This window comes from Nesterenkonia sp. LB17, assembly GCF_022565915.1.
Classification (GTDB): Bacteria; Actinomycetota; Actinomycetes; order Actinomycetales; family Micrococcaceae; genus Nesterenkonia.
Genome location: NZ_JAJOYX010000004.1, coordinates 148,367 through 173,855 on the forward strand (window position 1 = coordinate 148,367; position 25,489 = coordinate 173,855).

At 68.4% G+C, this 25,489-nt stretch carries 25 protein-coding genes; 17 read left to right on the top strand and 8 right to left on the bottom strand.

The window, feature by feature from the left end; translation table 11 throughout:
- Window positions 1–295: 295 nt before the first annotated feature.
- Entirely contained in the window at window positions 296–1,078 is a 783-nt protein-coding gene (locus LTH96_RS10630; protein ID WP_241465703.1) for an alpha/beta fold hydrolase, read from the bottom strand.
- Window positions 1,079–1,162: 84 nt separating this feature from the next.
- Between LTH96_RS10630 and LTH96_RS10635 the strand changes: the two genes are divergently transcribed.
- Together LTH96_RS10635 and dnaB are read left to right on the top strand one after the other, a co-directional pair.
- Window positions 1,163–2,728 (top strand): peptide synthetase, encoded by a 1,566-nt coding sequence (locus LTH96_RS10635; protein WP_241465704.1) that lies wholly within the window; start codon window positions 1,163–1,165, stop codon window positions 2,726–2,728.
- Window positions 2,725–4,086 (top strand): replicative DNA helicase, encoded by a 1,362-nt coding sequence (gene dnaB / locus LTH96_RS10640; protein ID WP_342357750.1) that lies wholly within the window; start codon window positions 2,725–2,727, stop codon window positions 4,084–4,086. The genes LTH96_RS10635 and dnaB overlap by 4 nt, the downstream gene beginning before the upstream one ends.
- Here the strand turns inward: dnaB and LTH96_RS10645 are convergent.
- Both LTH96_RS10645 and LTH96_RS10650 read right to left on the bottom strand, forming a co-directional pair.
- Entirely contained in the window at window positions 4,083–5,057 is a 975-nt protein-coding gene (locus LTH96_RS10645; protein ID WP_241465705.1) for an SDR family oxidoreductase, read from the bottom strand. The genes dnaB and LTH96_RS10645 overlap by 4 nt on opposite strands.
- A gap of 93 nt (window positions 5,058–5,150) precedes the next feature.
- The gene (locus LTH96_RS10650; RefSeq protein ID WP_241465706.1) at window positions 5,151–5,420 is read right to left on the bottom strand and encodes a hypothetical protein; all 270 of its coding nucleotides are present in this window, start codon (window positions 5,418–5,420) and stop codon (window positions 5,151–5,153) included.
- Here LTH96_RS10650 and LTH96_RS10655 point away from each other — a divergent pair.
- Window positions 5,410–5,820, top strand: coding sequence for a hypothetical protein (locus LTH96_RS10655; RefSeq protein ID WP_241465707.1), 411 nt, complete (start codon window positions 5,410–5,412; stop codon window positions 5,818–5,820). The two genes, LTH96_RS10650 and LTH96_RS10655, sit on opposite strands and share 11 nt — an antisense overlap.
- A 75-nt stretch (window positions 5,821–5,895) precedes the next feature.
- Here LTH96_RS10655 and LTH96_RS10660 read toward each other — a convergent pair whose 3' ends face one another.
- From LTH96_RS10660 to LTH96_RS10670, 3 genes are all read right to left on the bottom strand, one after another.
- Complete coding sequence (locus tag LTH96_RS10660) at window positions 5,896–6,078, bottom strand: hypothetical protein (RefSeq protein WP_241465708.1); 183 nt, start codon at window positions 6,076–6,078, stop codon at window positions 5,896–5,898.
- A 124-nt stretch (window positions 6,079–6,202) separates the two neighbouring features.
- On the bottom strand, window positions 6,203–6,862 hold the full coding sequence (locus LTH96_RS10665; protein ID WP_241465709.1) for a pyroglutamyl-peptidase I: 660 nt from the start codon (window positions 6,860–6,862) through the stop codon (window positions 6,203–6,205).
- A 61-nt stretch (window positions 6,863–6,923) separates the two neighbouring features.
- Window positions 6,924–8,270: a galactokinase family protein gene (locus LTH96_RS10670; RefSeq protein ID WP_241465710.1), complete on the bottom strand. Its 1,347-nt coding sequence runs from the start codon at window positions 8,268–8,270 to the stop codon at window positions 6,924–6,926.
- A 38-nt stretch (window positions 8,271–8,308) separates the two neighbouring features.
- Here LTH96_RS10670 and LTH96_RS10675 point away from each other — a divergent pair, with 38 nt between their 5' ends.
- The 6 genes from LTH96_RS10675 (at window position 8,309) to LTH96_RS10700 (ending at window position 11,951) form a co-directional block, all read left to right on the top strand.
- The gene (locus tag LTH96_RS10675; RefSeq protein WP_304653915.1) at window positions 8,309–8,449 is read left to right on the top strand and encodes a hypothetical protein; all 141 of its coding nucleotides are present in this window, start codon (window positions 8,309–8,311) and stop codon (window positions 8,447–8,449) included.
- Between the two features lie 91 nt (window positions 8,450–8,540).
- On the top strand, window positions 8,541–9,791 hold the full coding sequence (locus LTH96_RS10680) for a pirin family protein (RefSeq protein ID WP_241465711.1): 1,251 nt from the start codon (window positions 8,541–8,543) through the stop codon (window positions 9,789–9,791).
- Window positions 9,788–10,222: an SDR family oxidoreductase gene (locus LTH96_RS10685; RefSeq protein ID WP_255728127.1), complete on the top strand. Its 435-nt coding sequence runs from the start codon at window positions 9,788–9,790 to the stop codon at window positions 10,220–10,222. The genes LTH96_RS10680 and LTH96_RS10685 overlap by 4 nt, the downstream gene beginning before the upstream one ends.
- Window positions 10,223–10,247: 25 nt before the next feature.
- A complete protein-coding gene (locus LTH96_RS10690; RefSeq protein ID WP_255728112.1) occupies window positions 10,248–10,673 on the top strand; it encodes a YidH family protein in 426 nt (141 codons plus the stop codon).
- Window positions 10,673–10,999, top strand: coding sequence for a DUF202 domain-containing protein (locus tag LTH96_RS10695; RefSeq protein ID WP_241465713.1), 327 nt, complete (start codon window positions 10,673–10,675; stop codon window positions 10,997–10,999). Before LTH96_RS10690 ends, LTH96_RS10695 begins: the two co-directional genes overlap by 1 nt.
- Before the next feature lie 133 nt (window positions 11,000–11,132).
- Window positions 11,133–11,951, top strand: a complete 819-nt coding sequence (locus LTH96_RS10700) for a SurA N-terminal domain-containing protein (RefSeq protein WP_241465714.1) — start codon at window positions 11,133–11,135, stop codon at window positions 11,949–11,951.
- A 53-nt stretch (window positions 11,952–12,004) separates the two neighbouring features.
- Here the strand turns inward: LTH96_RS10700 and LTH96_RS10705 are convergent, their stop codons facing one another.
- Window positions 12,005–13,174: a glycerate kinase gene (locus tag LTH96_RS10705; protein WP_241465715.1), complete on the bottom strand. Its 1,170-nt coding sequence runs from the start codon at window positions 13,172–13,174 to the stop codon at window positions 12,005–12,007.
- A gap of 30 nt (window positions 13,175–13,204) precedes the next feature.
- Window positions 13,205–13,633, bottom strand: a complete 429-nt coding sequence (locus tag LTH96_RS10710; protein WP_241465716.1) for a universal stress protein — start codon at window positions 13,631–13,633, stop codon at window positions 13,205–13,207.
- A gap of 151 nt (window positions 13,634–13,784) precedes the next feature.
- Here LTH96_RS10710 and LTH96_RS10715 point away from each other — a divergent pair, with 151 nt between their 5' ends.
- The 8 genes from LTH96_RS10715 to LTH96_RS13340 all read left to right on the top strand — a co-directional run bounded on the left by LTH96_RS10715 (window position 13,785) and on the right by LTH96_RS13340 (window position 25,479).
- A complete protein-coding gene (locus LTH96_RS10715) occupies window positions 13,785–14,813 on the top strand; it encodes a LacI family DNA-binding transcriptional regulator (protein ID WP_241465717.1) in 1,029 nt (342 codons plus the stop codon).
- A gap of 151 nt (window positions 14,814–14,964) precedes the next feature.
- Window positions 14,965–16,644 (top strand): ribulokinase, encoded by a 1,680-nt coding sequence (araB, locus tag LTH96_RS10720; protein ID WP_241465718.1) that lies wholly within the window; start codon window positions 14,965–14,967, stop codon window positions 16,642–16,644.
- Window positions 16,641–17,414 (top strand): L-ribulose-5-phosphate 4-epimerase, encoded by a 774-nt coding sequence (locus tag LTH96_RS10725; RefSeq protein WP_241465719.1) that lies wholly within the window; start codon window positions 16,641–16,643, stop codon window positions 17,412–17,414. The genes araB and LTH96_RS10725 overlap by 4 nt, the downstream gene beginning before the upstream one ends.
- A complete protein-coding gene (araA, locus tag LTH96_RS10730; RefSeq protein ID WP_241465720.1) occupies window positions 17,411–18,937 on the top strand; it encodes an L-arabinose isomerase in 1,527 nt (508 codons plus the stop codon). The genes LTH96_RS10725 and araA overlap by 4 nt, the downstream gene beginning before the upstream one ends.
- Before the next feature lie 78 nt (window positions 18,938–19,015).
- Window positions 19,016–20,176: a multiple monosaccharide ABC transporter substrate-binding protein gene (gene chvE, locus LTH96_RS10735; RefSeq protein ID WP_241465721.1), complete on the top strand. Its 1,161-nt coding sequence runs from the start codon at window positions 19,016–19,018 to the stop codon at window positions 20,174–20,176.
- 120 nt (window positions 20,177–20,296) lie between these two features.
- Entirely contained in the window at window positions 20,297–21,838 is a 1,542-nt protein-coding gene (mmsA, locus tag LTH96_RS10740) for a multiple monosaccharide ABC transporter ATP-binding protein (protein ID WP_241465722.1), read from the top strand.
- A gap of 3 nt (window positions 21,839–21,841) precedes the next feature.
- The gene (mmsB, locus tag LTH96_RS10745; protein WP_241465723.1) at window positions 21,842–23,023 is read left to right on the top strand and encodes a multiple monosaccharide ABC transporter permease; all 1,182 of its coding nucleotides are present in this window, start codon (window positions 21,842–21,844) and stop codon (window positions 23,021–23,023) included.
- A 230-nt stretch (window positions 23,024–23,253) separates the two neighbouring features.
- The gene (locus LTH96_RS13340) at window positions 23,254–25,479 is read left to right on the top strand and encodes an SMP-30/gluconolactonase/LRE family protein (protein ID WP_370644435.1); all 2,226 of its coding nucleotides are present in this window, start codon (window positions 23,254–23,256) and stop codon (window positions 25,477–25,479) included.
- The last annotated feature ends 10 nt before the right edge of the window (window positions 25,480–25,489 follow it).

A 25,489-nucleotide genomic window follows, 5' to 3' on the forward strand; every position in this document is an offset into this window, starting at 1 on the left:
GGCTGGGCCCCGCCCAGCGCGCATTCACGCGGCGCCGCACTCAGCGGCGGGAGCGGAGACACGGGGCCGGGAAGCGTTTCGCCGGCCGTCCCGTGGTCGACGTGTCCGAGGCCTCGGAGAATCCGAGGAGATCCTGGTCCCCGCACCTCTGCGCTCCGCTGCAGGAGGCCGAGCGGCAGGATCTGAAGGCACATCGGGTCGCCGGGAGACCGGCCAAGGGAAGGGGATCACGCGCTCATGGCTCGTGATCCTGCTGCGTCCCCCGGCGATCCGATCTCCGCCACAGGCCTGGGCCTCACACGGGGTGTGCGGCGATGAACCGTGACACCCGGCGCGGCCAGGTGCCCAGCTCCTCCGGGGTCTCGGCGATCTGCAGCTGCGAGTTCGGGATCAGCTGGTGCAGCTTCTCAGCGGTGGAGACCGGGTGTGCGTAGTCATCCACCCAGGCCAGGAGCAGCGTGGGAACCGAGAGCTCGCCGATCTGCTCAGCACCGGGAAGATCGCTGACCCCGGCCCCGCGAAAGATCGAGGGCAGCAGCTCCTGGCTGACTGCCGGGACGCGCTCCTTCGGCCGGTCCGCCAGGGCGGGCGGCGGAAGCACCTGTCGGCCCACCCGCACGAAGGCCCCGATCCCGTGATCCTCCACCAGTTCGGCCGACTTCTGGTAGGTCGCCGCCTGCCCGGCACGGGTGGCCCACGCCGTGGGGGGCACCATCAGGGTCAGCGTGGCAAAACGGTCGGGATCGCGCAGCGCGGCATAGAGCAGCGTCGCGGCGCCCATCGAGGGTCCCGCGGCGTGCACCTTCTGTCCGGGGGCGAGCTCATCGAGCAGCTCGAGCAGGTCATCGGCGAGCCGCGGCCAGACATAGTCCTCAGGCACGGCGCGCCCGGTGGAGGAGCCGTGTCCCCGCGCGTCGTAGCGAAGGACTCGGCAGTCTTCGAGGCTGAGCGTCATGTCCAGACCGGCGCGCTGCTCGCGCGAGGCACAAGAGGTCAGCCCGTGCAGCTGGACGAAGATCGGACCGTCGCCGGAGATCTGATAGGCGAGCTTCGCCCCGGCTGTCTGGAAAAGCCCCACGGTCTTCGACTCCTGAGTCTCAGGTGAACAACAAGTTGCGCTGGAAACATCCAGGCGAACTGAACGCCATCTACACTACGCCGTATGCGCTTGACCAATGTGGCACAGATGCACGCCAGGCCCGGACGTCTGTCCAGCTACTCGGTGGTGGCCCAGCTCGCCGTCGACGATGCGGCGAGGCGGACCTCCGACGTCGGCTTCGGGGCGGGACTCCCGGGGGCCGGGGTGCCGGCCGCCGATCCCCCCGGCGGGCTCCCGGTGTCGTTCGACCAGAACCGCCATGTCAGCTTCGGGTCCAGACCCGGATCCTGGATGGCGGTGTCCTTCCAGCTCGACGGTCCGGCTTCCCTGGACGAGATCGCCGCCGCCTGGCAGGTGGTGATCCAGCGCCACGGGACGCTGCGCACGGTCTTCGACTGGCGGCCCGAACATTCCCCGCGCCGCAGTGACACGCATCACTCCAACACCGGGCCTGGCGGAGATTCCGGCGGACCGGTCAGTGACCTGCTGCTGCGCGAGGTCGCGATGCTGCCCGGCACCTGGGAGCAGCTCTCTGCTCCCGAGCGGCCGCGCCGCCCGATCAGCTTCAGCGTGGATCGCGGTGCGGCGCTGAAGACCGCACACCTGGCCGCGCCGAGCGACCAGCTCAACGCGGCGGAGGTCAAGGCCGCCCTGCGCGCTCATTTCGACGCCGTCTGCGATCCATTCGGCACGCCGTCGCACCGGCTCTGCGTGATCGACGACGGTGAATCCGCGGCTGTGCGGGACACCGCCGGGTCACCACAGATCGTCATCGGCTCCGACCACGCCCACGTCGACGCCTGGTCCCTGCTGGTGCTGGTGCGGGACTTCAACGCCGTCCTGAACAACCTGCGGGCCGGCCGTCCCGCGGCACATGAGCTCCCGGTGCCGGAGTCCTTCGCGGCGCACACCACGGCGATGGAGGCCAAGCCGTTTCCCCCAGAGGAGATCGTCACCCGGTGGCGAGAAATCCTGGAGGCCGGAGGTGGAGTGATGCCGACCTTCCCGCTGCCGCTGGGGGATATCTCGCTGCCGGTGAGTGAGAAGGTCGAGGTCCGCGACGTGCTGGACTCCGCGGAGCTCAACAAGCTCGAGGCCCATGCCAGGGAAGAGGGGGTCAGGCTGATCGCCGTCGCGGTCTCGGTGATGACCCGGATCTTCCGCGAGCTGGGCGACCAGCCGCTGCGCACGGTCTTCCCGGTGCACAGCCGCGATGAGCCGCGCTGGTTCGACTCGGTGGGCTGGTTCATCACCAATGCGGTCCTGGAGAACGAAGACGACAGCCTGCGCGGCAGCTATCAGGCGGTCAAGGAGGCGATCCGGCTGGGCTCGCATCCGATGGCACCGATCATGCGGCCCTACGGCGGGATGCCCGCCGAGCCGGGGATGTTCGCGATGAGCTGGCTGGATCATCGCCGACTGCCGATCAATGTGGACGAGGCGCTCAATGCTCAGCACGTCTCCGCGGTGGTCCAGACCGACGGGGTGATGATCTGGTTCGTGGTCAACGAGACAGGACTGCATCTGCGCTGCCGCTATCCCGATACTCCACAGGCTCGCGAGACGATGCGCACCTGGCTGGATGCGGTGGTCGAAGGACTGCGTGCACCGAGTATCGTGGAGGGGTGACTACCGAGCTCTACAACACCGGATCCCCCGCAGGGGTGGACTCCCGCACGCCCCCGCAGGACATGGTGGCGGAGCAGTCAGTGCTCGGCGGCATGATGCTCTCCAAGGACGCCATCGCCGACGTCGTGGAGGTCCTGCGCGGCTCGGACTTCTACCGACCCGCGCATGAGCTGATCTACGACGCGATCATCGATCTCTACGGCCGCGGCGAGCCCGCCGACGTGGTCACCATCTCGGATCACCTGACCAAGCGCGGCGAACTTCAGCGCATCGGCGGCCCGGCGTACCTGCACAACCTGGCCCAGTCGGTGCCCACCGCGGCGAACGCCGGCTTCTACGCGGAGATCGTGCGCGAGCGCGCCATCCTGCGCCGACTCGTCGACGCCGGCACCAAGATCGTCCAGCTCGGACACACCGCCGACGGTGAGGTCGAGGGCATCGTCAACCAGGCGCAGTCTGAGATCTACAACGTGGCGGAGAACCGGCAGAGCGAGGACTATGTCTCACTCTCCGAGATCCTGGGCCCCACGATCGACGAGATCGAGACCAACTCCGCCCACGACGGGGGACTCACCGGCATCCCCACCGGGTTCCGCGAACTCGATGACCTGACCCATGGCTTCCACGGCGGACAGATGATCATCATCGCCGCTCGTCCGGCCATGGGTAAGTCCACCCTGGCGCTGGACTTCGCCCGCGCCGCCGCGGTGAACAACAAGATGACCGCAGCCTTCTTCTCCCTGGAGATGGGGCGCAACGAGATCGCGATGCGTCTGCTCTCCGCAGAGTCCCGGATCCTGTTCTCCGACCTGCGCAAGGGCAATATCCGTGATGAGGACTGGGAGAAGATGTCCGAGGCGGTGGACCGGCTCAATGACGTGCCGCTGTTCATCGATGACTCCCCGAACATGTCGCTGATGGAGATCCGGGCCAAGTGCCGCCGGCTCAAGCAGCGTCACAACCTCAAGCTCGTGGTGCTGGACTATCTGCAGCTGCTCTCCTCGGGCAAACGTGTCGAGTCGCGCCAGCAGGAGGTCAGCGAGTTCTCCCGTACCTTGAAGCTGCTAGCCAAGGAGCTTGATGTCCCGATCATCGCCCTCTCCCAGCTGAACCGCGGGTCCGAGTCCCGTCCGGACAAGAAGCCGCAGGTCTCCGATCTGCGTGAATCCGGTTCGATCGAGCAGGATGCGGACATGGTCATGCTGCTGCACCGCCCTGAGGTCTATGACAAGGAGACCGAGCGCGCCGGCGAGGCCGACATCATCGTGGCGAAGAACCGTAACGGTCCCACCCGGGACATCACGGTGGCGTTCCAGGGCCACTATGCCCGCTTCCAGGACATGGCCCGCGACTTCTAGCGGTACTGCGAGGCCTCGAGCTGTGCGGCGTCGGTGGTCTCCATCTCCGTGATGAAGCTCCAGGCGTCTGGCCGGGACCCATCGACGTCGGTCAGCTCATAGTGCTGAGCCAGCTCGAAGGAACTGGTCGACCTGGTGTTCCACCCGGCCCGCGCCGGGTCTGCGGCCAGGGCCGTGATGCCGCGGGCGAGCATCGCCGGGGTCTCAGAGATGACGAACTCATACGGCGGCACCACCTCGGTCTTCCCGCGGTTGGCCTCTGCGGCGGCGCGCCAGGTCTGCTCGGTCACCCCGAAACCGTCGAGCATCATCTCTGAACGCAGCCAGCCGGGGGAGACCGAGACGGCCGTCCCGCCATGGGGCGCCAGCTCATGGCCCTGGGCGAAAGCCAGTCGATCCACTGCGGTCTTGGTCAGGTCGAGGAAGGCGTTCTCCCGGAAGTGGGAGGCGTTGTAGCGGCGGGTCCCGTCGGTGACCTCCACCACCAGGCCGCCGGGATTGCGGATGAGCAGCGGCAGGGCGCTGTGGCTGGTGTTCAAATGAGTGGTGAATCCGGTGTCGAAGAGCTTCTTCCCCGCCGCGAGGTCGTAGTCCCACAGCGCCTTGCCGAACTCCACATAGGCTTCCCCGCCGATGTCATTGACCAGGATGTCCAGACGCCCGTGATTCTCGTCGATCCGCGCGATCAGGGCGCGGACCGCCTCGATCTCGAGGTGATCCACGATCACCGGATGCGCCGTCCCGCCGGCGTCGGAGATCAGCCGCGCAGTCTCCTCCACGGTCTCGGAACGGCCGTAGTCAGACGGCGCCTCTGGGGACGAGCGGCCGGTGCAGTAGAGAACGGCCCCGGCGCCGGCGAGCTCACGAGCGATTGCGCGTCCGGCGCCACGAGTGGCCCCGGTGACCAGCGCGACCCGCCCGGAGAGGTCGAACCGTGGGGATGCAGCAGCCGATGTGGATCGTGCGGACATGACGGGCCTCCCGGAGAAGTGATCTGGTGACTTTCAGGGTCTCAGGGATTCCCGAGATTCTCCGCCGAGGGTTCTGCTGACTCGGACGAGGATTCAGAAGGAGCCGAGGATGACGTCGATGAAGGTGAATCCCAGCGTGCCGTAGAGCAGTCCGATCCACAGTGAATGGGTCAGGGACTTCCAGAACTGGCCGGTGGCGATGAGCAGTCCGAAGGCGGCCGGGGTGCAGGCCATCGCGTAGCCGCCCACCAACATCCAGAGGCCGGTGAACTCACCCAGGGCCAGCATGTAGAAGCCCACCCCGATGGTCCAGATCATGGTGAACTCGAAGAGCAGCGCGGCGATGACCACGGTGACGACCACTGCCCAGAGATACCGGCCCCAGTCCCCGGCGATGCGCCGCAGGGCGCTGGGCTGCTTCCGCTGTGCGGACGCGGACCGGGTCCTGCCGGTTGACCGGGGGCCGCGGTTGGGCCTCGGGCTGCCGTTGGGTCGGGTGCTGCGGGAGCCGGACTTCCCCGAGGGCCGAGACGGAGCACGGGATGACCCGCCGCGCGAGCCCGCACTGCGCGAGCTCACACCGTTTCGCGAGGCTGTGCCGGCCCGTGATCCTTTGCCGGCCCGGGGAGCGGGAGAGGAGGGTCGTCGCGCCGTCGTCGCGCTCTTCTTCCTGGTCGGAACCGAGGATCTGCCGACAGGCTTCTTGGCCGCGGACTTCTTGCTGGTGCTCACAGCCTGTCAGCGTACCGGCAGTCAGGCGTGACCAGGGGACTCTCCGAAGCGGCGAGGTGAATCCACCGGGATCCTCGGGGATTCACAGCGGCTGCCCGGCGCTGGGTCAGATGCCGCCGAGGTAGGGCAGGACCAGGAGAAAGACGATCACCCCGATGCCGACGCCCAAGGTGATCGCTACGGTGGCGTCGGAATTGGACCGTCCGAGTTCAGGGGCGCGCGCGGATGCGGGTTCGGGGGCCGGGTGATCCAGCTCCCGGTGAGTGGGACGTGCGGGATGAGATGACATTCGTGCACCTCGCTTGGCAGAGCCGTACCGGGTGGATGGGAAATGCGTCCTGACCTGGAGTCTAGGAAGTATCTCTGAAAATGAGCTGGGCAGGAGGTAAACCCTGGCCGGGCAGCGCCGGAGCTCAGTGCAGCAGGCCGGCGGGCACCTGGAGATCGGGTCCCTGGTGCAGCGACTCGGTGATGAGCAGGTCCACGGCTCGCGCGGCCTGCGCGCGGCTCACCGGAGATCCCGCGCGGGACAGATCCGGGACATGGACGAAGCCGGCGGGCACGGATGCCGGGGCCGCGTGCAGCAGCGTATAGAGCAGGCTGTTGCACACGAAGCTGCCCGCGCTGAGCGAGAGCGCCACGGGGATTCCTGCGCCGCTGATCGCGGCGTGGGCGGCCTTGAGCCGCAGGGTGGCGAACAAGGCCGGAGGCCCGCCCGGCACGACGGGCTCCTCGGTGGGCTGATGCCCGGCGTTATCCGGTATCCGGGCGTCGCGCAGATTCAGGCCGACCCGCTCCAGCCGCACCGCCTCCGTGCCGGCTGCCAGGCCCACGGAGATCACCAGGTCCGGTGCGGCGACGGCCATCTGTTCGAGCAGGAGCTCGGCGCTGACGTGGAACTCCACCGGCAGCAGCGCCGTGCGCACCGTGACGTCGCCGTGGACCTCCTGGGCCCGCAGAGCGCCTCGCCCAGCGGCCTCGGAGAGCTCGGCGACCACGTCCCAGGAGGGGTTGTGGTCCATCCCGGCGAAGGGCTCGAAACCGGTCAGCAGCACCGTGCGCGTGGAGTTCATCGGGCGCACGGATCAGCGGCGCGACCGGCGATTCCGGTGCCGCGGGCGGTCTGGGGCGAGGTCACAGCGCCTGGGCCGCGGCGGAGGGTGCGACGTCGAGCAGCCGGATGCGGCGGCTGATGCGCTCCAGCGCCGCGGTGAGCTTGGGGATCGCCGCGGGGGTGATCAGCACCAGCACCGAGCCGCCGAAGCCACCGCCGATCAGCCGGGCGCCTTCGGCGCCCTGGGCCAGCGCGGTCTCCACCACGAGGTCGGCGATGTCGAAGGAGACCTCCGCGTCGTCGCGCATGCTCATATGTCCGGCAGTGAGGATGTCTCCGACCGTGGAGGCGATGTGACGCACGCCGTAGGCCTCCCCCGAGAGCAGGTGATGCAGCTTCTCGGATCGCACCATCTCGGTCAGGGCATGGTGAAGCCGACGCCGGCAGGCCTCGACGCTGCGACCGTCGAGGGTCTCCAGCTGTTCCGCGAGCCGATCGAACTCCTCGAGCACGTGGGAGACATCGGCCTTGCGCGGCTGCTCGGGCAGCGCATCACGGAGCCGGTCGAGACCCAGCAGGCGCGTCGCGGCCTCGGCGTCTGCCCGACGATCCCCGAACTGGCCGTCGGCAAGCCGATGCGCCTCTCCGGTGTCCACCGCGATCAGTCGGTAGCCGCGCAGGATGCAGCCGATGTCCAGCGGGGTGACGCTGAAGTCCCGGCAGTCCAGCGAGAGCACCTTGCCCGGGCGGGCGCGCATCGCAGCGGTCTGATCGAGGCCTCCGGTGCCGGCGCCGACGACCTCCACCTCGGCCCGCACGCAGGCGGCGGCCAGGTCCTTGCGGTTCTCCCGGGTCAGCGCGGCGTTGAGATCCTGCAGAGGATTGTCCTGGCCGAACGGAGTGCCCAGAGCGAGGAACGCGAGGATCGAGGCACATTCAAGGGCAGCCGAGGAGGAGAGCCCTCCGCCGATGGGCAGCGTGGACACCACCAGCAGATCGGCGCCGAAGTCCGCATCGACCGCAAATGCCGGCTGGGACCTGCCCAGTTCGCGCAGCGCCCAGAGCACCCCGGAGACGTAGTGGCTCCAATGCCCCGAAACATCCTGTCCGGAGGCGGCCGCGGCGGGTCCGATCTGGTCCGGGGTCACCGTGGTGATCCCGTCGTCGAGTGATGCGTCCAGCGTGCGCAGCCGAAGCTGGCCGTCGGTGCGCGGAGCCGCGGCGACGTAGGTGCCGTGGGCCAGGGCCATCGGCAGGCAGCGGCCGGCGTGGAAATCGATGTGCTCGCCGTTGAGATTGGCTCGGCCCGGGGCGAACCAGGTACCAGAAGCTGCCCGGCCATACTCCTGCTGGAAGCGGCTGACCAGGTCAGATTGGATCTCTTGTGGCTCGCCAGGGGCAAGCCAGACGGCATCGGTAGTTCGCACGGTGTTCCATTGTGCCAGTAACAGTGGCTTGGTGTTCCATGGGGATGACCGGCGGTGCCGCGGATTCGCCGCGGCAGCCGGAGGCGATCGCGGAGAAGGCCCACGCCTTCTGCCCCTGTTCCAAGGCCGCCCGCGGCAACACCAAGGTCGAGGTCACCGTCACCGTCACCGACGACTGACGCCCTGCGCCTGGAGCGGAAACTCTGGGCTTATTGATTCAATATTGAAATACTCGACTTCGAACCCGGTCATCAGGATGAGGAGACGGCGATGAGCACCACCGAGCGCGAGCCCCAGGAACAGGTCTGCATCAACGGGCCCTACACCTTCGAGGGTCTGCGTGACGGTGTGACCCGCGCCCAGGACGGAGTCGAGCTGCTCGAGCCGCGCACGGTCCCGCTGGGCGGTCCGCGGGCGATGACCGTGCGCCGCACCCTGCCGCAGCGAGCCCGCTCACTCGTCGGGGCATGGTGCTTCCTTGACTTCTACGGCCCCGACGATCTCACCGAGGCCACGCCCATGCGGGTGCCGCGGCATCCGCACACCGGGCTGGCCACCGTCTCCTGGCTCTTCGAAGGCCGGATCGACCACATGGACTCCGCCGGAAACTGGGCCACCGTGCGCCCCGGCGAAGTGGCGCTGATGAACGCCGGCAGCGGGATCAGCCATTCGGAGTACTCCTCTGCGGACACCGCAGTCCTGCACGGTGCCCAGCTCTGGTACGCCTTCCCCGATGCGCATCGATTCGTGGAGCCGTCGCTGGAGACCCATCGCCCGGAGCCGGTCCAAGGGCCGGGCTGGGAGGCTCAGGTGTTCCTCGGTGAGCTGCTGGGCCGGCGCTCGCCGGTGAAGACCTATATCCCGCTGACCGGGGCCCAGCTGCGGCTCGAGCCCGGCACGGTGCTTCAGATCGAGGTCCCCGCGGCCCACGAGCACGGACTGCTGCGGATCTCTGGCGCGGTCCGGCTGAACGGCGCCCTGGTGGGGGAGGATCATCTGGCGGTGACCGAGGTCGGGGCCACCACGCTGCGGGTGGAGGCCCTGGACGAGCCGGTCCTGGCCCTGCTCATCGGCGGAGAACCCCTGGGCGAGCAGATCGTGATGTGGTGGAACTTCGTCGGGCGCAGCCACGAGGAGATCGCGGCCTTCCGCAGCGCCTACCAGGCCGAGATGGGCTTCGAGCCACCGGCGGAGGGTTCACCGCTGCGCGACCAGGTGGGTGCGGCTGAACACGCTCCCGACGGCGACGACACAGGGGGCGACGCAGGTGACGACAGAGGCGGCGCCACGGAGGGCGGCACCACTGAACGGGCGGCCCGCGCCGATGGTTCGGAGCACCAGATCCCGGTTCCCGCCGGGGCGCTGGGGAACCCGGTGCACGGGAGGCTCCGCGATGCGCTGGCCGAGGCCCACTACGACGACGGCCGGATGTTCCCGCAGTTCGGGGACTTTCCACCCGGTCAGGCCGCGCCGCTGCCGGCCCCGGAGCTGCCCAACACGCGGATGAAGCCGCGCGGCTGAACCGGCAGGCTCAGGCGCGACAGGGTCTATCGAGCGCCATCTGCTGGCGGCGCAGACGCGCCCGAGAGGCCCAGGCCGGGAGGCGGCTCAGCACGCACATGGTGAACATCGTCGACCGCGAGGCTGTGGACGAGCTTCCCGGACTCATCACTCAGGCCCATGGGCCCGTGGACGGGCTGATCAATGTGGCCGGGATCATCCAGCCCTCCGTCCCCGTGGAGGACCTCGACCTCGAGGTCATCGAACGCGTCTTGGACGTGAACTTCTGGGGCACTCTGCACATGGTCAAGGCCTTCCTGCCCGGGCTCAAGGCCCGCCCCGAGAAGGGGGATCGCGATGATCGCCAAGAAGATGAATCACCTCGTGGTGGAGGGGTCCGTGAAGGCCGGCGTCTGAACCAGACAGCTCGGTCGGGGCTCTCGCCGCTGTGAAAGACTTGGGCTCGCCGACGCAGTGATGCAGCACCAGGACCAGCGAGCAGGAGGCTCAGTGAGCCAAGACCCCTTGAGCGAGGATCCACCGCGGGGACGACTGAGCTCTCGCCTGCTGGCACACGGCCAGGAGCCAGACCCACGCTTCACCCTCGCCAACGAACGCACCTTCCTGGCCTGGATCCGCACCGCCCTGGCGTTCCTCGCCGGAGGCGTGGCTGTGGAGGCCTTCGCCGCCGATGTGTTCGCCGATCCCTACCGCACCGTGGTCTCGGTGCTGACGATCAGCGTGGGACTGCTGATCAGCGTGGGCGCGGCGATGCGCTGGCTCAACGTGGAGCGCAGCATGCGTCTGGGGCATCCGCTGCCGATGCCGCTGATCATCCCGCTGCTGAGCTTCGCCTCCGGGGTCGCCATGGCTGTGGTCATCGTGCTGGTGGTGCTGGACTGATGTCCCCGGCGGCGCCGATGCACGCGGATCCGGGCCTGCAGCCCGAGCGCACGGTGCTCTCCTGGGGCCGGACGATGATGCTCTTCGCGCTGGTCGGAGCGGTCTTCCTGCGCTGGCTGCCGCACTACGGGTTCTGGACCGTGGGGTTGACGCTGAGCTGCGCCGTCGTCGCCGGCGCCATCTACCTCACCCAGCGGCGGCGGTATTCGCGGCAGTCCCGGGGCATCGCGGCGGAGCGGGTGGAGGCGGACGTGCCGGCGGTGCTGGTCACGACGCTGGCCGTTGTGGTGCTCGGCATCCTGGGCCTCCTCGCGGTGCTGGCCTGAGCCGGACGCCTGACCTGGACCTTCATCGTCGGCCTGAACTCCAGCTGAGTACAGGCTGGTCCCGGCGTTGGGCTGCGCGTGCTACGTTTCGCGCTCGACTACCAATGAGGAGGTCCTTGCCTTGTCGATGAAGATGATCACCACAGGTTTCGCCCTGGCCGGCGTGCTGGCCCTGGCCGCATGCAGTGATGCACCCGCCGCAGAGAACGACGACGCGAGCGCGCAGGAGCAGAGCGCCGAAGCGGGCGCCGAGAGCCCGGAGCAGGGCGCCGACGGCGAGCAGCCCGAGCTGCCTGAGGCTGACACCTCTGACGTTCCGGAGGTCGTGGCCGAGGTCAACGGCGAAGAGATCACCGGCGAGGACTTCACCGTGCTCTATGAGTCCCAGTTCCAGCAGATGGCGATGGAGTCCCAGATGACCGGCGAGGAGCCGGACCAGGATCAGCTCAAGGAGCAGACCCTGGAATCGATGATCGGCAACGAGCTTCTGCTCCAGGACGCCGAGGACGAGGGCTACGAGGCCTCCGAGGAGGAGATCGACGCGCTCATCGCCGACGCCGCCGAGACCGCAGGCATGGGCTCCTCCGAAGAGTTCATCGAGGCCTATGAAGAGCAGGGCATGGACGAGGAGCAGCTGACCGAGGACGCCGAGAGCCAGGTCCTGATCAACCAGGTGCTCGCGCAGCTGGAGGTCCCGGAGCCCTCAGAGGAGGAGCTCCGCGAGACCTATGACGAGGCCGTCGCCGCCCAGGAAGGCGCAGAAGGCGCTGAGGGTGCTGAAGGTGCCGAGGGTGAGGAAGCGGCCGAGGGTGAGGAAGCGGCCGAGATCCCACCTTTCGACGAGGTGCGCGATGACCTCGAGGCGGACGCCACCGATCAGGCCCGCAATGAGGCAGCCTTGGACCATGTCGAAGATCTCCGCGCCGAGGCAGACGTCCAGACACACCTGTGATCTGAGCGGGACGCCGCCTGCAGGCGCACCTGCGCCTCAGCGAAGACGGGGTCTCACGAAAGGCTGTGACTCAGCAGCCCGCAGGCCTGGGCCGCCGTGTCTTCGATCAGCTCCGGTGCTCGGCGCAGCAGATCCTGCAGCGAGGCCGCGCCCGGGGCGATCGAGAACGCGGCCGTCAGCCCCGCGGCGCGGCACTGCTCCGCGCTGAGCTGGACTGCGCCGGCGATCACCAGCACCGCCGCGTTGTGCGGGGCATAGCCGCGCACCGCCTGGACCACCTTCCCGTCGAGGGACTGTGCGTCCAGGGAGCCTTCTCCGGTGATGATCAGATCGGCCCGGGCGAGGGTCTCCTGCAGGTCCAGCGCCTCGGCCACCATCTGTGCGCCGGGAAGGACCTCGGCACCGAGCAGCACGGCCAGGCACACCGGCGTTCCGCCGGCGGCGCCGAAGCCAGGGGTCTCGCGCAGCCGCTGAGGCTCCGCGCCGCTCATCTCGCCCAGCACCTGGGCGAGGTGGCTCAGGCCGGCGTCCAGGAGGCCGACCTCCGCTGCCGTCGCGCCCTTCTGGGGCCCGAACACCGTCGCGGCCCCGCGCTCGCCGGTCAGCGGGTTCTCCACGTCCACGGCGATCCGCCAGCCCACCTGGCTCGCCCTGGGGTCCAGCCCGCTGAGGTCCACGGCGCTGATCTTCCCCAGGCCCGCACCGCCGGGAGCCACCGGGGCTCCAGCGGCGTCGAGGAATTCGGCGCCCAGAGCGCGCAGCAGCCCCGTGCCGCCGTCGGTGCTCGCCGATCCGCCGATGCAGAGCAGGATCTCGGTACAGGCAGGATCGGCCAGCAGTTCCCGAGCGATGAGCCCGACCCCGAAGGTGTCGGCCCGCAGCGGCTGCAGCCCCACGTCGGAGACCTGCGGGAGCCCGTTGCCCTGGGCCGCCTCGATCACTCCGGTGCGTCCGTCGGCGGAGCGTCCATACTGCGCGGTCGCCGGTCGACCCAGCGCGTCACGGACCTCCACGGTCTCCGGCGCGCGCCCCCACGCGGCGAGCAGCGCCTCCAAGGTGCCCTCGCCGCCGTCGGCGAAGGGCAGCTCGAGGATCTGCGCGTCGGGGAAGACCTGGCGGGCACCGCGGCCCATCGCCGCGGCGGCCTGCGCCGCGCTGACGGAGCCCTTGAAGGAGTCGGGGACGCAGACGATGCGCTGCACGGCAGGCACGGTGGAACTCATGGCGTGCTGATCTGTGCTGGTCCGCCGTTCTCAGTCGCCATACGTATTGGCGATGTAGACGTCGCAGCCTGCGGTGTGGGACACCGAATTCGCCACGCTGCCCAGAACGCGACGGGCGCCGCGCATGCGCTGATTGCCCACCACGATCAGCTGCGCGCCGGCCTTCTCTGCGTAGTCGATGAGCGCCTCCGCGGGCTTGCCCTGAGCTGACCCCGCGCTGATCTTCAACCCCGGAGTGCGCAGACCCCGGACCACCTGCTCGGCGATGTAGAGCGCGTTGTCGGTGCCCGAGACCACCCACTGGTCCGAGCCGCTGTTCACGTGCTCGATGGTGGCATCGGTGTGTGCGGACACGACGTGCAGCGCGACATCGAGCTTCAGCGCGAGATCGCGGGCCTTCTGGGCAGCGCGCTGGGCTGTCGGACTTCCGTCCACACCGACGACGATCGGACCTGCCATGATGTTCTCCTTCTACGAATGGTGAGCGTGACCACGGATCAGCGTACTGGAGCCTCGTTCCGAGCAGGGAGCGTCGACTGGACGTGGGGCGGGTCGACCCGGTGCGCGGATGTGGCAGGATCATCTCGAGCAGGGGGAGAGGAGCCGCTGGGTGAACGGGGCGAAGCGCAAAGGTGCCAGGCGGCCTTCGATGATCGACGTCGCCAAGCATGCCGGTGTCTCGCACCAGACCGTCTCCCGCGTGCTCAACGCCCCGGAGACGGTGCACCCGGACACCCGGGAGCGGATCGAACGTTCCATGCAGGCCCTGGGGTACCGGCGCAACAGCCAGGCCCGGGCGCTGAAGACCCAGAGCACCGGGCTGATCGGCGTGGTCAGCCAGGGCGACACCGACTTCGGGCCCACCCGGATGACCTGGGCCATCGAGAACGCGGCACGGCAGCGCGGCTACGCCACCGCGCTCAGCGTGGTCCGCGATCAGCGCGCCGAGACGGTGGACTCCACGCTGGACTTCTTCCTCAGCCACGGGATCGAGGGGATCGTGGTGATCACCCCGGTGCCGGCCCTGGCCGAGGCGGCCAAGCAGCTCTCCACCCGGGTCCCGCTGGTGCTGGTCACCTCCGGGCTGTGGCCCGCCGGGAACATGAACGTCGCCGGCATCGACCAGGAACTCGGCGCGCGCCGCGCCACCCAGCACCTGATCGATCGCGGGCACAAGTCGATCGCGCATATCGCCGGACCCATGGACTGGTTCGACGCCCGCGGTCGCGTGGTCGGGTGGCGGCAGGCGCTCGCCGTCGCGGATCTCAGCGCACCACGGATGATCCGGTCCGCCGGCTGGACAGCGGAGGCCGGCTACGACGCCGCCCAGCAGCTCTTCAGCGAGGCTCGACTGCCCGACGCGATCTTCGCCTCCAACGACTTCATCGCGCTGGGCCTGATCCGCGCGCTGGCCGAGCGCGGGCTCTCGGTGCCGGGGGACATCTCGGTGGTCGGGTTCGACGACGTCGACGCCGCCGGGTACTTCTCGCCGCCGCTGACCACGGTGCGCCAGCCCTTCGAAGAAGCCGGACGTGCGGCCCTGGAGCTGCTCCTCGACGTCAGCGACGGGCTGACCCACGTGCCGAACTTCATCTCCCCGGAGCTGATCACGCGCGGCTCGACCGCCTTCCGCGACTGAAATAAAAATTTTGAGAAGGTCTTGACGCGCAAGGCGATGTTAACGTTAACATTGCTGAGACGTAGATCACGTGACTCAGGTCATGTTCACGTGCAGCTCGCGGCCATGCCCGGCCCGGAGCCAGATCCAGTGCAAGGAAGAACGGTGTTCCATGTCTGCTGCGGACGCGGTCGTCATCGGTGTCGACTACGGCACGCTCTCGGGACGGGCCCTGGTGGTCCGGGTCAGCGACGGCGCAGAGCTCGGCTCCGCCGTTCATGACTACGGCCACGCGGTCATGGACAGCCGACTCACCGCGCACCGCGGGGAGCCGCTGCCCCCGGAATGGGCGCTGCAGGTGCCCGGTGACTACGTCGACGTGCTGAAGACCGCGGTGCCTGAGGCGCTGCGCCAGGCCGGGGTCGCGGCCGAGAAGGTCATCGGCATCGCCACCGACTTCACCGCCTGCACCATGGTGCCCACCACGACCGAGGGCACCCCGCTGAGCGAGCTGCCCGAGTACGCCGACCGGCCCCACGCCTACGTGAAGCTCTGGAAGCACCACGCCGCCCAGGCCCAGGCCGACCGGATCAATGAGCTGGCCCATTCTCGCGGGGAATCCTGGATCCGACGCTACGGCGGATTCATCTCCTCCGAATGGGAGTTCGCCAAGGGTCTGCAGGTCCTCGAGGAGGACCCCGAGATCTACGCAGCGATGGACCACTGGGTGGAAGCCGCCGACTGGATCGTCTGGCAGCTGACCGGGGAATACGTGCGCAATGCCTGCACCGCCGGCTACAAGGGCATCTACCAGGACGGGACCTACCCGGACGCCGGCTTCCTCGCCGCCCTGAACCCGGAGTTCTCCGGCTTCGTGGCAGAGAAGCTCGACCACCGCATCGGCCAGCTCGGCGAGCGTGCCGGTGGGCTGAGCGCCACCGCGGCGGAGTGGACCGGGCTGCCCGAGGGCATCGCCGTCGCCGTCGGGAATGTGGACGCCCACGTCACTGCTCCGGCCGCCGACGCTGTGGCGCCCGGGCAGATGGTCGCGATCATGGGCACCTCCACCTGTCACGTGATGAACGGAGACCACCTGGCCGAGGTGCCGGGCATGTGCGGCGCCGTCCACGGCGGCATCACCGACGGGCTCTGGGGCTATGAGGCAGGACAGTCCGGCGTCGGCGACATCTTCGCCTGGTACGTGGAGAACCAGGTGCCGGGAAGTGTCAGCGCCGAGGCCGAGACCCGCGGCTTGAGCGTCCACGAGCTGCTCACCGAGAAGGCTGCGGCCCAGCCGGTCGGCGCCCATGGACTGGTCGCCCTGGACTGGCATTCGGGCAACCGCTCGGTGCTGGTGGATCACGAGCTCTCCGGGCTGGTGCTCGGCCAGACCCTGGCCACCAAGCCTGAGGACGGCTACCGCGCCCTGCTGGAGTCCACCGCCTTCGGCACCCGCACCATCATCGAGGCATTCAACGCTTCCGGCGTCCCGGTGACCGAGCTCGTCGTCGCCGGGGGACTGCTGCGCAACTCCTTCCTGATGCAGCTCTACGCCGACATCACCGGGCTTCCGATCTCGACCATCGTCTCCACCCAGGGGCCCGCGCTGGGCTCGGCCATCCACGCCGCGGTCGCCGCGGGCGCCTACCCGGACGCCTCCGCCGCCGGCGCCGTCATGGGCGGCCGCCGAAAGAACGCCTACACCCCGCAGCCGGAGGCGGCCGCCGCATATGACGAGCTCTACGCCGAATACCGCGCGCTGCACGACCACTTCGGCCGCGGCGGCAACGACGTGATGCGCCGGCTCAAGGCCATCCGGCGCCGGGCACACCACCAGGAGGTCAGCGCATGAACGCCCTGCATCTGAACGCCTTCTCGGCCTCGGCCAGGGAGGCCATCGCTTCAGCCCGGGAGACCGTGGCCGGCCTGCATGCCGAGCTGCCCCGCAATGACCTGGTGGCCTGGACCGCGGGCAACGTCTCGGCACGGGTGGACCTCTCTGAAGAGGCCGAAGAGCTCGCCGCCCACGCCTCGGAGCACGTCTCAGGTGAGACCTCGGGACTCTTCGTGATCAAACCCTCCGGGGTCAGCTATGACGAGCTGAGCCCGGGGAACATGGTGGTCTGCACTCTGGACGGGGTCAAGGTCGACGACGACACCTCCATCGGGCTCAGCCCCTCCTCCGACACCGCCGCCCACGCCTATGTGTACCGGCACATGCCCCACATCGGCGGGGTGGTCCACACCCATTCCCCCTATGCGACCTCCTGGGCCGCCCGGGGCGAAGCGATCCCGTGCGTGCTGACCATGATGGCCGATGAGTTCGGCGGAGACGTCCCCGTCGGGCCCTTCGCACTGATCGGGGACGACTCCATCGGCCGCGGCATCGTGGAGACCCTCCAGGCCTCCCGGTCGAAGGCGGTGCTGATGGACCGCCACGGTCCCTTCACCATCGGCGGTGATGCCAAGGAAGCGGTGAAGGCGGCGGTGCTCTGTGAAGAGGTCGCGCGCACCGTGCACCTCGCCCGCGCCTACGGGGAGCCGCAGCGGATCGCCCAGCACCAGATCGACGCGCTCTACGCGCGGTATCAGAACGTCTATGGACAGAAGGACCACGCATGAGCTTCCACACCCCGGCTTCCTCGCCTTTCGAGGGCAGGTCCATCTGGTTCCTCACCGGCTCCCAGGGCCTCTACGGGCCCGAGACCCTGGATCAGGTCGCCGAGCAGTCCCAGCAGGTCACCGCCGCCCTCGACGGCGCGGACCAGATCCCGGTGGAGATCGTGTGGAAGCCGGTGCTCACCGAGCGCGACGCGATCCGCACCGCCGCGTTGGCGGCCAACGCCGATGAGAACTGCCTCGGGGTGATCGTGTGGATGCACACCTTCTCCCCGGCGAAGATGTGGATCGCCGGGCTCGAGGCGCTGGCCAAGCCGCTGCTGCACTTCCATACCCAGGCGAACATGGCGCTGCCCTGGGGGCAGATCGACATGGACTTCATGAACCTGAACCAGGCCGCCCACGGGGACCGCGAGTTCGGCTACATCGCGACCCGCACCGGGGTGCGTCGGAAGACCGTGGTCGGACACAGCACCGACCCCCGGGTCCAGACCGAGGTGGGCACCTGGGCGCGCGCCGCCGCCGGGTGGAACGCGCTTCAGAACATGCGGGTGTGCCGGTTCGGGGACAACATGCGCAACGTCGCGGTCACCGAGGGGGACAAGACCGAGGCCGAGATCCGGCTGGGCACCTCGATCAACACCTGGGCGGTCAACGACCTGGTGACACGCGTCGAGGCCGTGTCCGAAGAAGAGGTGCAGGCGCTGCTGGCCGAGTATGACGCCCACTACGACGTCGCCGCTGAACTCCAGGCCGGCGGTGAGCGTCGGGAGTCGCTGGCCTACGCGGCCCGCCAGGAGGCCGGGATGCGCTCCTTCCTCCAAGAGGGCGGGTTCTCCGCGTTCACCACCAACTTCGAAGACCTCGGCGGGCTGCGCCAGCTTCCCGGGCTGGCCGTGCAGCGGCTGATGTCGGCCGGCTACGGCTTCGGCGCGGAGGGGGACTGGAAGACCGCCCTGCTGGTCCGCGCGGCGAAGGTCATGGGGCACGGTCTGCCCGGGGGCGCCTCGCTGATGGAGGACTACACCTACGAGATGACCCCGGGGAAGGAGAAGATCCTCGGTGCGCACATGCTCGAGATCTGCCCCTCGCTGACCACGTCGACCCCGCGGATCGAGATCCACCCGCTGGGCATCGGGGGCCGAGAGGACCCGGTGCGGATGGTCTTCGACACCGATCCAGGCGAGGGCGTCGTCGTCGCCATGTCTGATCTGCGCGAACGCTTCCGGCTCACCGCGAACCTGGTGGACCTGGTTCCCCCGGACGAGCCGCTGCCGAATCTTCCGGTGGCCCGTGCGGTGTGGGAGCCGCGTCCAGATTTCGCGACCTCTGCGACCTGCTGGCTCACCGCCGGGGCTGCGCACCACACGGTGCTCTCCACCGGCGCCGGAGTCCAGGCCTTCGAGGATCTGGCCGAGATCGCTGGGATGGAGCTGGCGATCATCGATGCGGCCACCACCGCCCGCGGGTTCGCCAAAGAGCTGCGCTTCAATGCCGCCTACCACCGACTTGCGCAGGGACTCTAGCCCCGCGCGCACATGACCCACTCATTCGCACCACGTGTCTACCGCAGGGGCAGGCACGAAACCCAGGAGGAAAAAATCATGCAGAACCGATCAATGAAGATGCTGGGCGTCTCGGCCGCCCTGGTTTTGGGTCTCACCGCATGTGCGGGAGGCGGCGCTGGCAGTGAAGGCGGAGACGACACCGGCGGCGGAGACGCCGCACCCGAGGACATGACAGTCGGCGTGTCGATGCCGACGCAGACCTATGAGCGCTGGCTCAACGACGGCGCGGCCGTGGAGGACGGCCTGGAAGAGCTCGGCTACAACGCGGACCTGCAGTACGCCGACGACGACATCCCCACCCAGCAGCAGCAGATCGACCAGATGATCACCCAGGACATGGACGCGCTGATCATCGCCTCCATCGACGGCTCGGCGCTGACCAGCCAGCTCGACGCCGCCGATGCCGCGGGGATCCCGGTGATCTCCTACGACCGACTGCTCACCAACAGCGAGAACGTCGACTTCTACGTCACCTTCGACAACTTCGCCGTGGGCCAGGAGCAGGCCAATGCGCTGCTCTACGGCCTCGGAATCCTGGATGAGGACTTCGAGCCCGCCGAGGACGCCCCGGAGGAGACGCTGAACGTTGAGCTCTTCGCCGGCTCCCTCGATGACAACAACGCGCGGTTCTTCTGGGACGGCGCGATGGACGTGCTCGAGCCCTATATCGAGGATGAGACCATCGCTGTTCCCTCGGGTCAGACCACGATCGACCAGGCGGCCACCCAGCGCTGGGAGCAGGAGACCGCCCAGGAGCGCATGGAGAACCTGCTCACGAGCACCTACCGCGGTGAGGAGGAGCTGCACGGCGTGCTCTCCCCGGCGGATCCGCTCTCCCGCGGCATCATCAACGCCCTGCGCAGCGACGGGCTGGGAGACACCATCGAAGACGGTCTGCCGATCGTGACCGGTCAGGACGCCGAGATCGCCACGGTCTCGCTGATCGCCGAAGGCGTGCAGCACTCCACCATCTTCAAGGACACCCGCCTGCTCGCCGAGCAGGCCGTCAACGCGGCGGACACCTTCCTCAACGGGGAAGAGCCCGAGGCCAATGACACCGAGAGCTACGACAACGGCTCCGCCGTCATCCCCTCCTACCTGCTGCCGGTGGAGATGATCCTGCAGGAGAACTACGAGGAGATCCTCGTGGACTCCGAGTACTACACCGAGGAGCAGGTCGAGTCCGGCCAGCAGTGACCCTGATGTGGCGCTGAGCCCGATCTACCACTGAGCTGAGCACCGCTCAGCAGTCTCACCGGTCGGGTCCGGGGTGGAAGCCCCGGGCCCGACCTTCTGCAGAGGTCCTAAGGAGGGCCCATGAACGAGAACATCCTCGAGATGCGCTCCATCACCAAGACGTTCCCAGGGGTGGTGGCGCTGGACGACGTGAACCTTCAGGTGCGTCGGGGGGAGATCCACGCGGTCTGTGGCGAGAACGGCGCAGGAAAGTCCACCCTGATGAAGGTGCTCTCCGGGGTCCACCCGGCGGGGACCTACGAGGGCGAGATCCACTTCGAGTCCAAACAGGTGAGCTTCTCCTCGCTCAACGAGTCCGAGGCTCTCGGCATCGTCATCATCCACCAGGAGCTCGCGCTGGTGCCGCATCTCTCCGTGGCGGAGAACATCTTCCTGGGCAACGAGAAGAGCCGCGCAGGAATCATCAACTGGCACGAGGTCAATCTGGAGGCTGCGGCCCTGCTGGACAAGGTCGGTCTGCGTGAGAACCCGGTCACCCCTGTGGGCCACCTCGGCGTGGGCAAGCAGCAGCTGGTGGAGATCGCCAAGGCACTGAGCAAGAACGTCAAGCTGCTGATCCTCGACGAGCCCACGGCGGCATTGAACGACGATGACTCCGCCCACCTGCTCGGTCTCATCCGAGATCTGCGGGAGGAAGGTGTCACCTGCATCATCATCTCGCACAAGCTCGGCGAGATCGCGGCGGTGGCCGACTCCACCACCGTGATCCGTGATGGCAGCACCGTGGAGACCATCGACATGGCCGAAGCCACTCGCAACGGTGAGGATCTCACTCGCCGGATCATCCGCGGCATGGTCGGCCGGGACATGGAGAACATGTACCCGGGGCGCGATGTGACGCTGGGCGAGGAGGTCTTTCGAGTGGAGGACTGGCACGTCAGCCACCCGACGCAGCGGGAACGCAAGGTCGTCGACGGTGCCTCGCTGAACGTCCGCGCCGGGGAGGTCGTCGGCATCGCCGGCCTCATGGGCGCCGGCCGCACCGAGCTGGCGATGAGCGTCTTCGGGAAGTCCTACGGGCGCGACATCAGCGGCACCGTCTATATGCACAAGAAGCCGGTCAAGGTGGACAGCGTCGCGGACGCGATCAAGGCGGGCATCGCCTACGTCAGCGAGGATCGCAAGCGCTACGGGCTCAACCTGATCGATGACATTCGCCGCAATATCACCGCGGCGGCGCTGAAGCGGGTCGCCCCGCGAGGGTGGATCAACGACAACGAGGAGATCGCGGTCGCCGAGCGCTACCGCACCTCGATGAACATCAAGGCACCGACGGTCATGTCGGTCATCGGCAAGCTCTCCGGAGGCAACCAGCAGAAGGTGGTGCTGAGCAAGTGGCTCTACACCGAGCCCGAGCTGCTGATCCTGGACGAGCCGACCCGAGGCATCGACGTCGGCGCGAAGTACGAGATCTATTCGATCATCAACAAACTGGCTGCCTCGGGGAAGGCGATCATCGTCATCTCCTCAGAGCTGCCCGAGGTGCTGGGCATGTGTGACCGCGTCTACACGCTGTCCGCAGGCCGCATCACCGGGCAGCTTCCCGTGGAAGACGCCACCCAGGAGCGCCTCATGGAGCTCATGACTATGGAGAGGGACTGAGGCATGACCGGTACATCTAATCTCATCGAGCTCATGACGCGGAATCTGCGTCAGAGCGGCATCTACATCGCCTTCGTGTTCATCGTCCTGCTCTTCACGGTGCTCACCGGTGGCACGCTGCTGAGCCCTGGGAACATCACGAACCTTGTGCTGCAGTACTCGTACATCCTGATCCTGGCGATCGGCATGGTGATGATCATCGTCGCCGGTCACATCGACCTCTCCGTAGGTTCGGTGGTGGCGCTCACCGGGGCGGTGGCCGCCGTCGTCGTGATCCGTGAGGGAATGCCCTGGTGGGTCGGCATCATCGCCGCACTCATCACCGGTGTCCTGGTGGGCATCTGGCAGGGCTTCTGGGTGGCGATCGTGGGGATCCCGGCGTTCATCGTGACCCTGGCCGGCATGCTGATCTTCCGCGGGCTCGCCATGCAGGTGCTGGACAACGTCTCGCTCTCCCCGTTCCCCAACGAGTACCGGCAGATCTCCGGCGGCTTCCTCAACGGCCTGCTCGGTGGTCCCGGCTATGACGTGTTCACCCTGCTGATCTTCGCGCTGGCAGCAGTCGGCTTCGGTGTCCAGCAGTGGCGGGTGCGGATGCGCAAGCTCGAGTACAAGCAGCCTGTGGAGGCGCTGTGGCTCTTCGCCGTGAAGGTGCTCCTGGTGACTGCTGTGATCATGGCCTTCGGCTGGCAGCTGGCCAATGCGCGCGGCATGCCGATCGTGCTGATCCTGCTCGCCGCACTGGTGCTGATCTACGGATTCGTCACCCAGCGCACCGTCTTCGGGCGCCACATCTACGCCATGGGCGGCAACCTCGAGGCCGCCAAGCTCTCCGGCGTGAAGACCAAGCGGGTGAACTTCATGCTCTTCGTCAACATGGGCGTGCTGGCGGCCATCGCCGGCATCGTCTACTCGGCGCGGTCCAACTCGGCGCAGCCGGCGGCTGGCAACATGTTCGAGCTCGACGCGATCGCTGCGGCGTTCATCGGCGGCGCGGCGGTCACCGGCGGCGTCGGCAAGGTCCAGGGCGCCATCATCGGCGGCCTGATCATGGCCGTGATGTCCAACGGCATGCAGATCCTGGGGATCGACCAGTCCACCCAGAACGTCGTCCGCGGCGTGGTGCTGGTGCTGGCCGTGGCCTTCGATGTCTGGAGCAAGAAGCGGTCATCTGTGAGCAACTGACGCCGCTCGGAGGTAGACCCGGTGAGGCCATCGAGTGTGGGGGGGGGGGGGGGGGGGGGGGCGGGGCGGGGGGGGGGGGGCCCCCGCGCACCCAACGGCGCGGCAGGGGGGGGGGGGACGAGGGCCGGTTCCCCGGCGGTGCTGGCGGCCCCCCCCCCCCCCCCCACACTCGACGGCGACTGGGCGAGGTTCCTCACTGTGACGCCGCCTGCTTCTGGAAGTATGAGGGAATGAACATCGATTCCGCACGGCACACATCGGTAGTAGTCAGCGGTTGGGCCCCGGTGGACGAGCGGCGACTCTTCCTCGGCGAGGGTGCGCGCTTCCTGGAGACCGGCATCAGCCCGGTCCCGCAGCAGGAGCAGCCGGGCACCGCCCAGCACCCCTTCGTGCTTGTCGACATCATGGACGGCTGCCTGTACTCCACCTCGGCCGAACCCGGCGCCGGACTGACCCTGCAGGGGCGTGTCCAGGAGCCGCTCGGCGCGGTGGCCCCGGTGCGTCAGCACAGCTGCGCCCCCGACGGCCGCTGGGTCGCCGCGCTCGGCAAGGGCCTGGCCCTGCTGGACCGCTCAGCCACCGGTGAGCTGGAGGTCGTCGAAACGCTGGGTGAACCTGCCGCGGACCGGTCCTCGGTGCCGCTGCGGATGAACGACGCCGTCGCCGACCCGCACGGCCGCTTCTGGGCCGGCGCCATGGCCTATGACGGCGAGGCCGGGCAGGGCTTCCTGCTGCGCCTGGACCCCGATGGGTCCATCCACATCGTGCTCGAGGACCTGGCCATCCCCAACGGACCGGCCTTCAGCGCCGACGGCAAGACCATGTACCTCTCCGACACCCCCACCGGGTGGATCCGCCGCTACCGGGTGGACATCTCCACCGGTGAGCTCGACGCCGGCGAGGACTTCATCCACATCAGCGAGGGCGGCCCCGACGGGATGACCGTCGACGCCGAGGACTGCCTCTGGTCCGCCGTCTGGGGCGCCTCCGCCCTGCACCGCTACTCCGCGGAGGGGGAGCTGCTCGAACGGATCCCGGTCCCGGTGCGGCAGCCCACCAGCATCGCGCTCAGCGCGGCACCGCCGTACCGGGTGATGGTCACCTCCGCCACCGAAGGCCTGGAAAAACCCGCCGACCACGACGGCCGAGTGATCACCGCCGAGGTCAGCGTGGCAGGCCGCCCCGCAGTCAGCCATCTGCGCAGCTCCGCGCAGGAACCCCAGGTCAACTGGGCCGGGAACCTGACGTACTCCGCGGCCCGGTTGGAACGTCCACGCTCCCTGGAGGAGCTTGCCCCTCTGGTCGCTGAGTCCGCACAGGTCAAGGCCTTGGGCAGCCGGCACAGCTTCAGCTCCGTGGCAGACACCACCGGCACCCTGATCGAGCTCACTGCCATGCCGCGGATCTTCACCCTGGACGCGCAGGCGCGCACCGTCACCTTCGACGCGGCCACCCGCTACGGAGACCTCGCCGCCGCGCTGCAGGCCGAGGGATGGGCACTGCCGAACATGGCCTCGCTGCCGCACATCACCGTGGCAGGTTCGGTGGCCACCGGCACGCACGGTTCCGGTGACCGCAACCCCCCGCTGGCCTCCTCGGTGCGCAGCCTGGACCTGGTCCTCGCCGACGGCAGCGTGCACACCTTCAGCCGCGGCGACGCAGACTTCGACGGCGCGGTGGTCAGCCTCGGTGCCCTGGGCGTGGTCACCACGCTGACCCTCGACGTCGTCCCCAGCTTTGAGGTGCGCCAGGACATCTATGACGGGGTCAGCTGGGAGGGCGTGCTGGAGAACTTCGAGGAGCTGACCAAGGCGGCCTACAGCGTGAGCCTGTTCACCCGCTGGGCCGGGGAGGACTTCGGACTGGTCTGGATGAAGTCCACCGAAGAGCCTCCGGCGGAGGTGCTCGGCGTCGCCGCCCGGCGCGAGGACATCGGGCTGGCCGGAGGCCCCCCGGAGTTCGCCACCGAGCAGGGTGGGCGGTGGGGCAGCTGGGACCAGCGCCTCCCGCACTTCCGGCTGGACTTCACCCCCAGCAACGGCGATGAGCTGCAGAGCGAGTACCTGCTTCCACGCGAGCACGCCGTGGAGGGGCTGCGCAGGATGCGCGCCCTCGCCGCGGAGATCGAGCCGCTGCTGCTGATCAGCGAGATCCGCACGATGACAGCCGATGAGCAGTGGATGAGCGGCGCCTCAGGCCGGGAGACCGTCGGGTTCCACTTCACCTGGCTCCAGCGTGAAGCGGAGGTGGCCGCGCTGCTGCCACGCCTGGAGGAGCAGCTGCTGCCGCTCGGAGCCCGGCCGCACTGGGGCAAACGCTTCGCCACCACCGACATCGCCAGCTTCTACCCGCGGGTCGGGGACTTCACGCGCCTGGCTGAGAGGCTCGACCCGCAGGGCACGTTCCGCAATGCGTTCCTGAACGAGCTGCTCTTCGGCTCGGAGCCGCGCAGCTAGGACATCACCG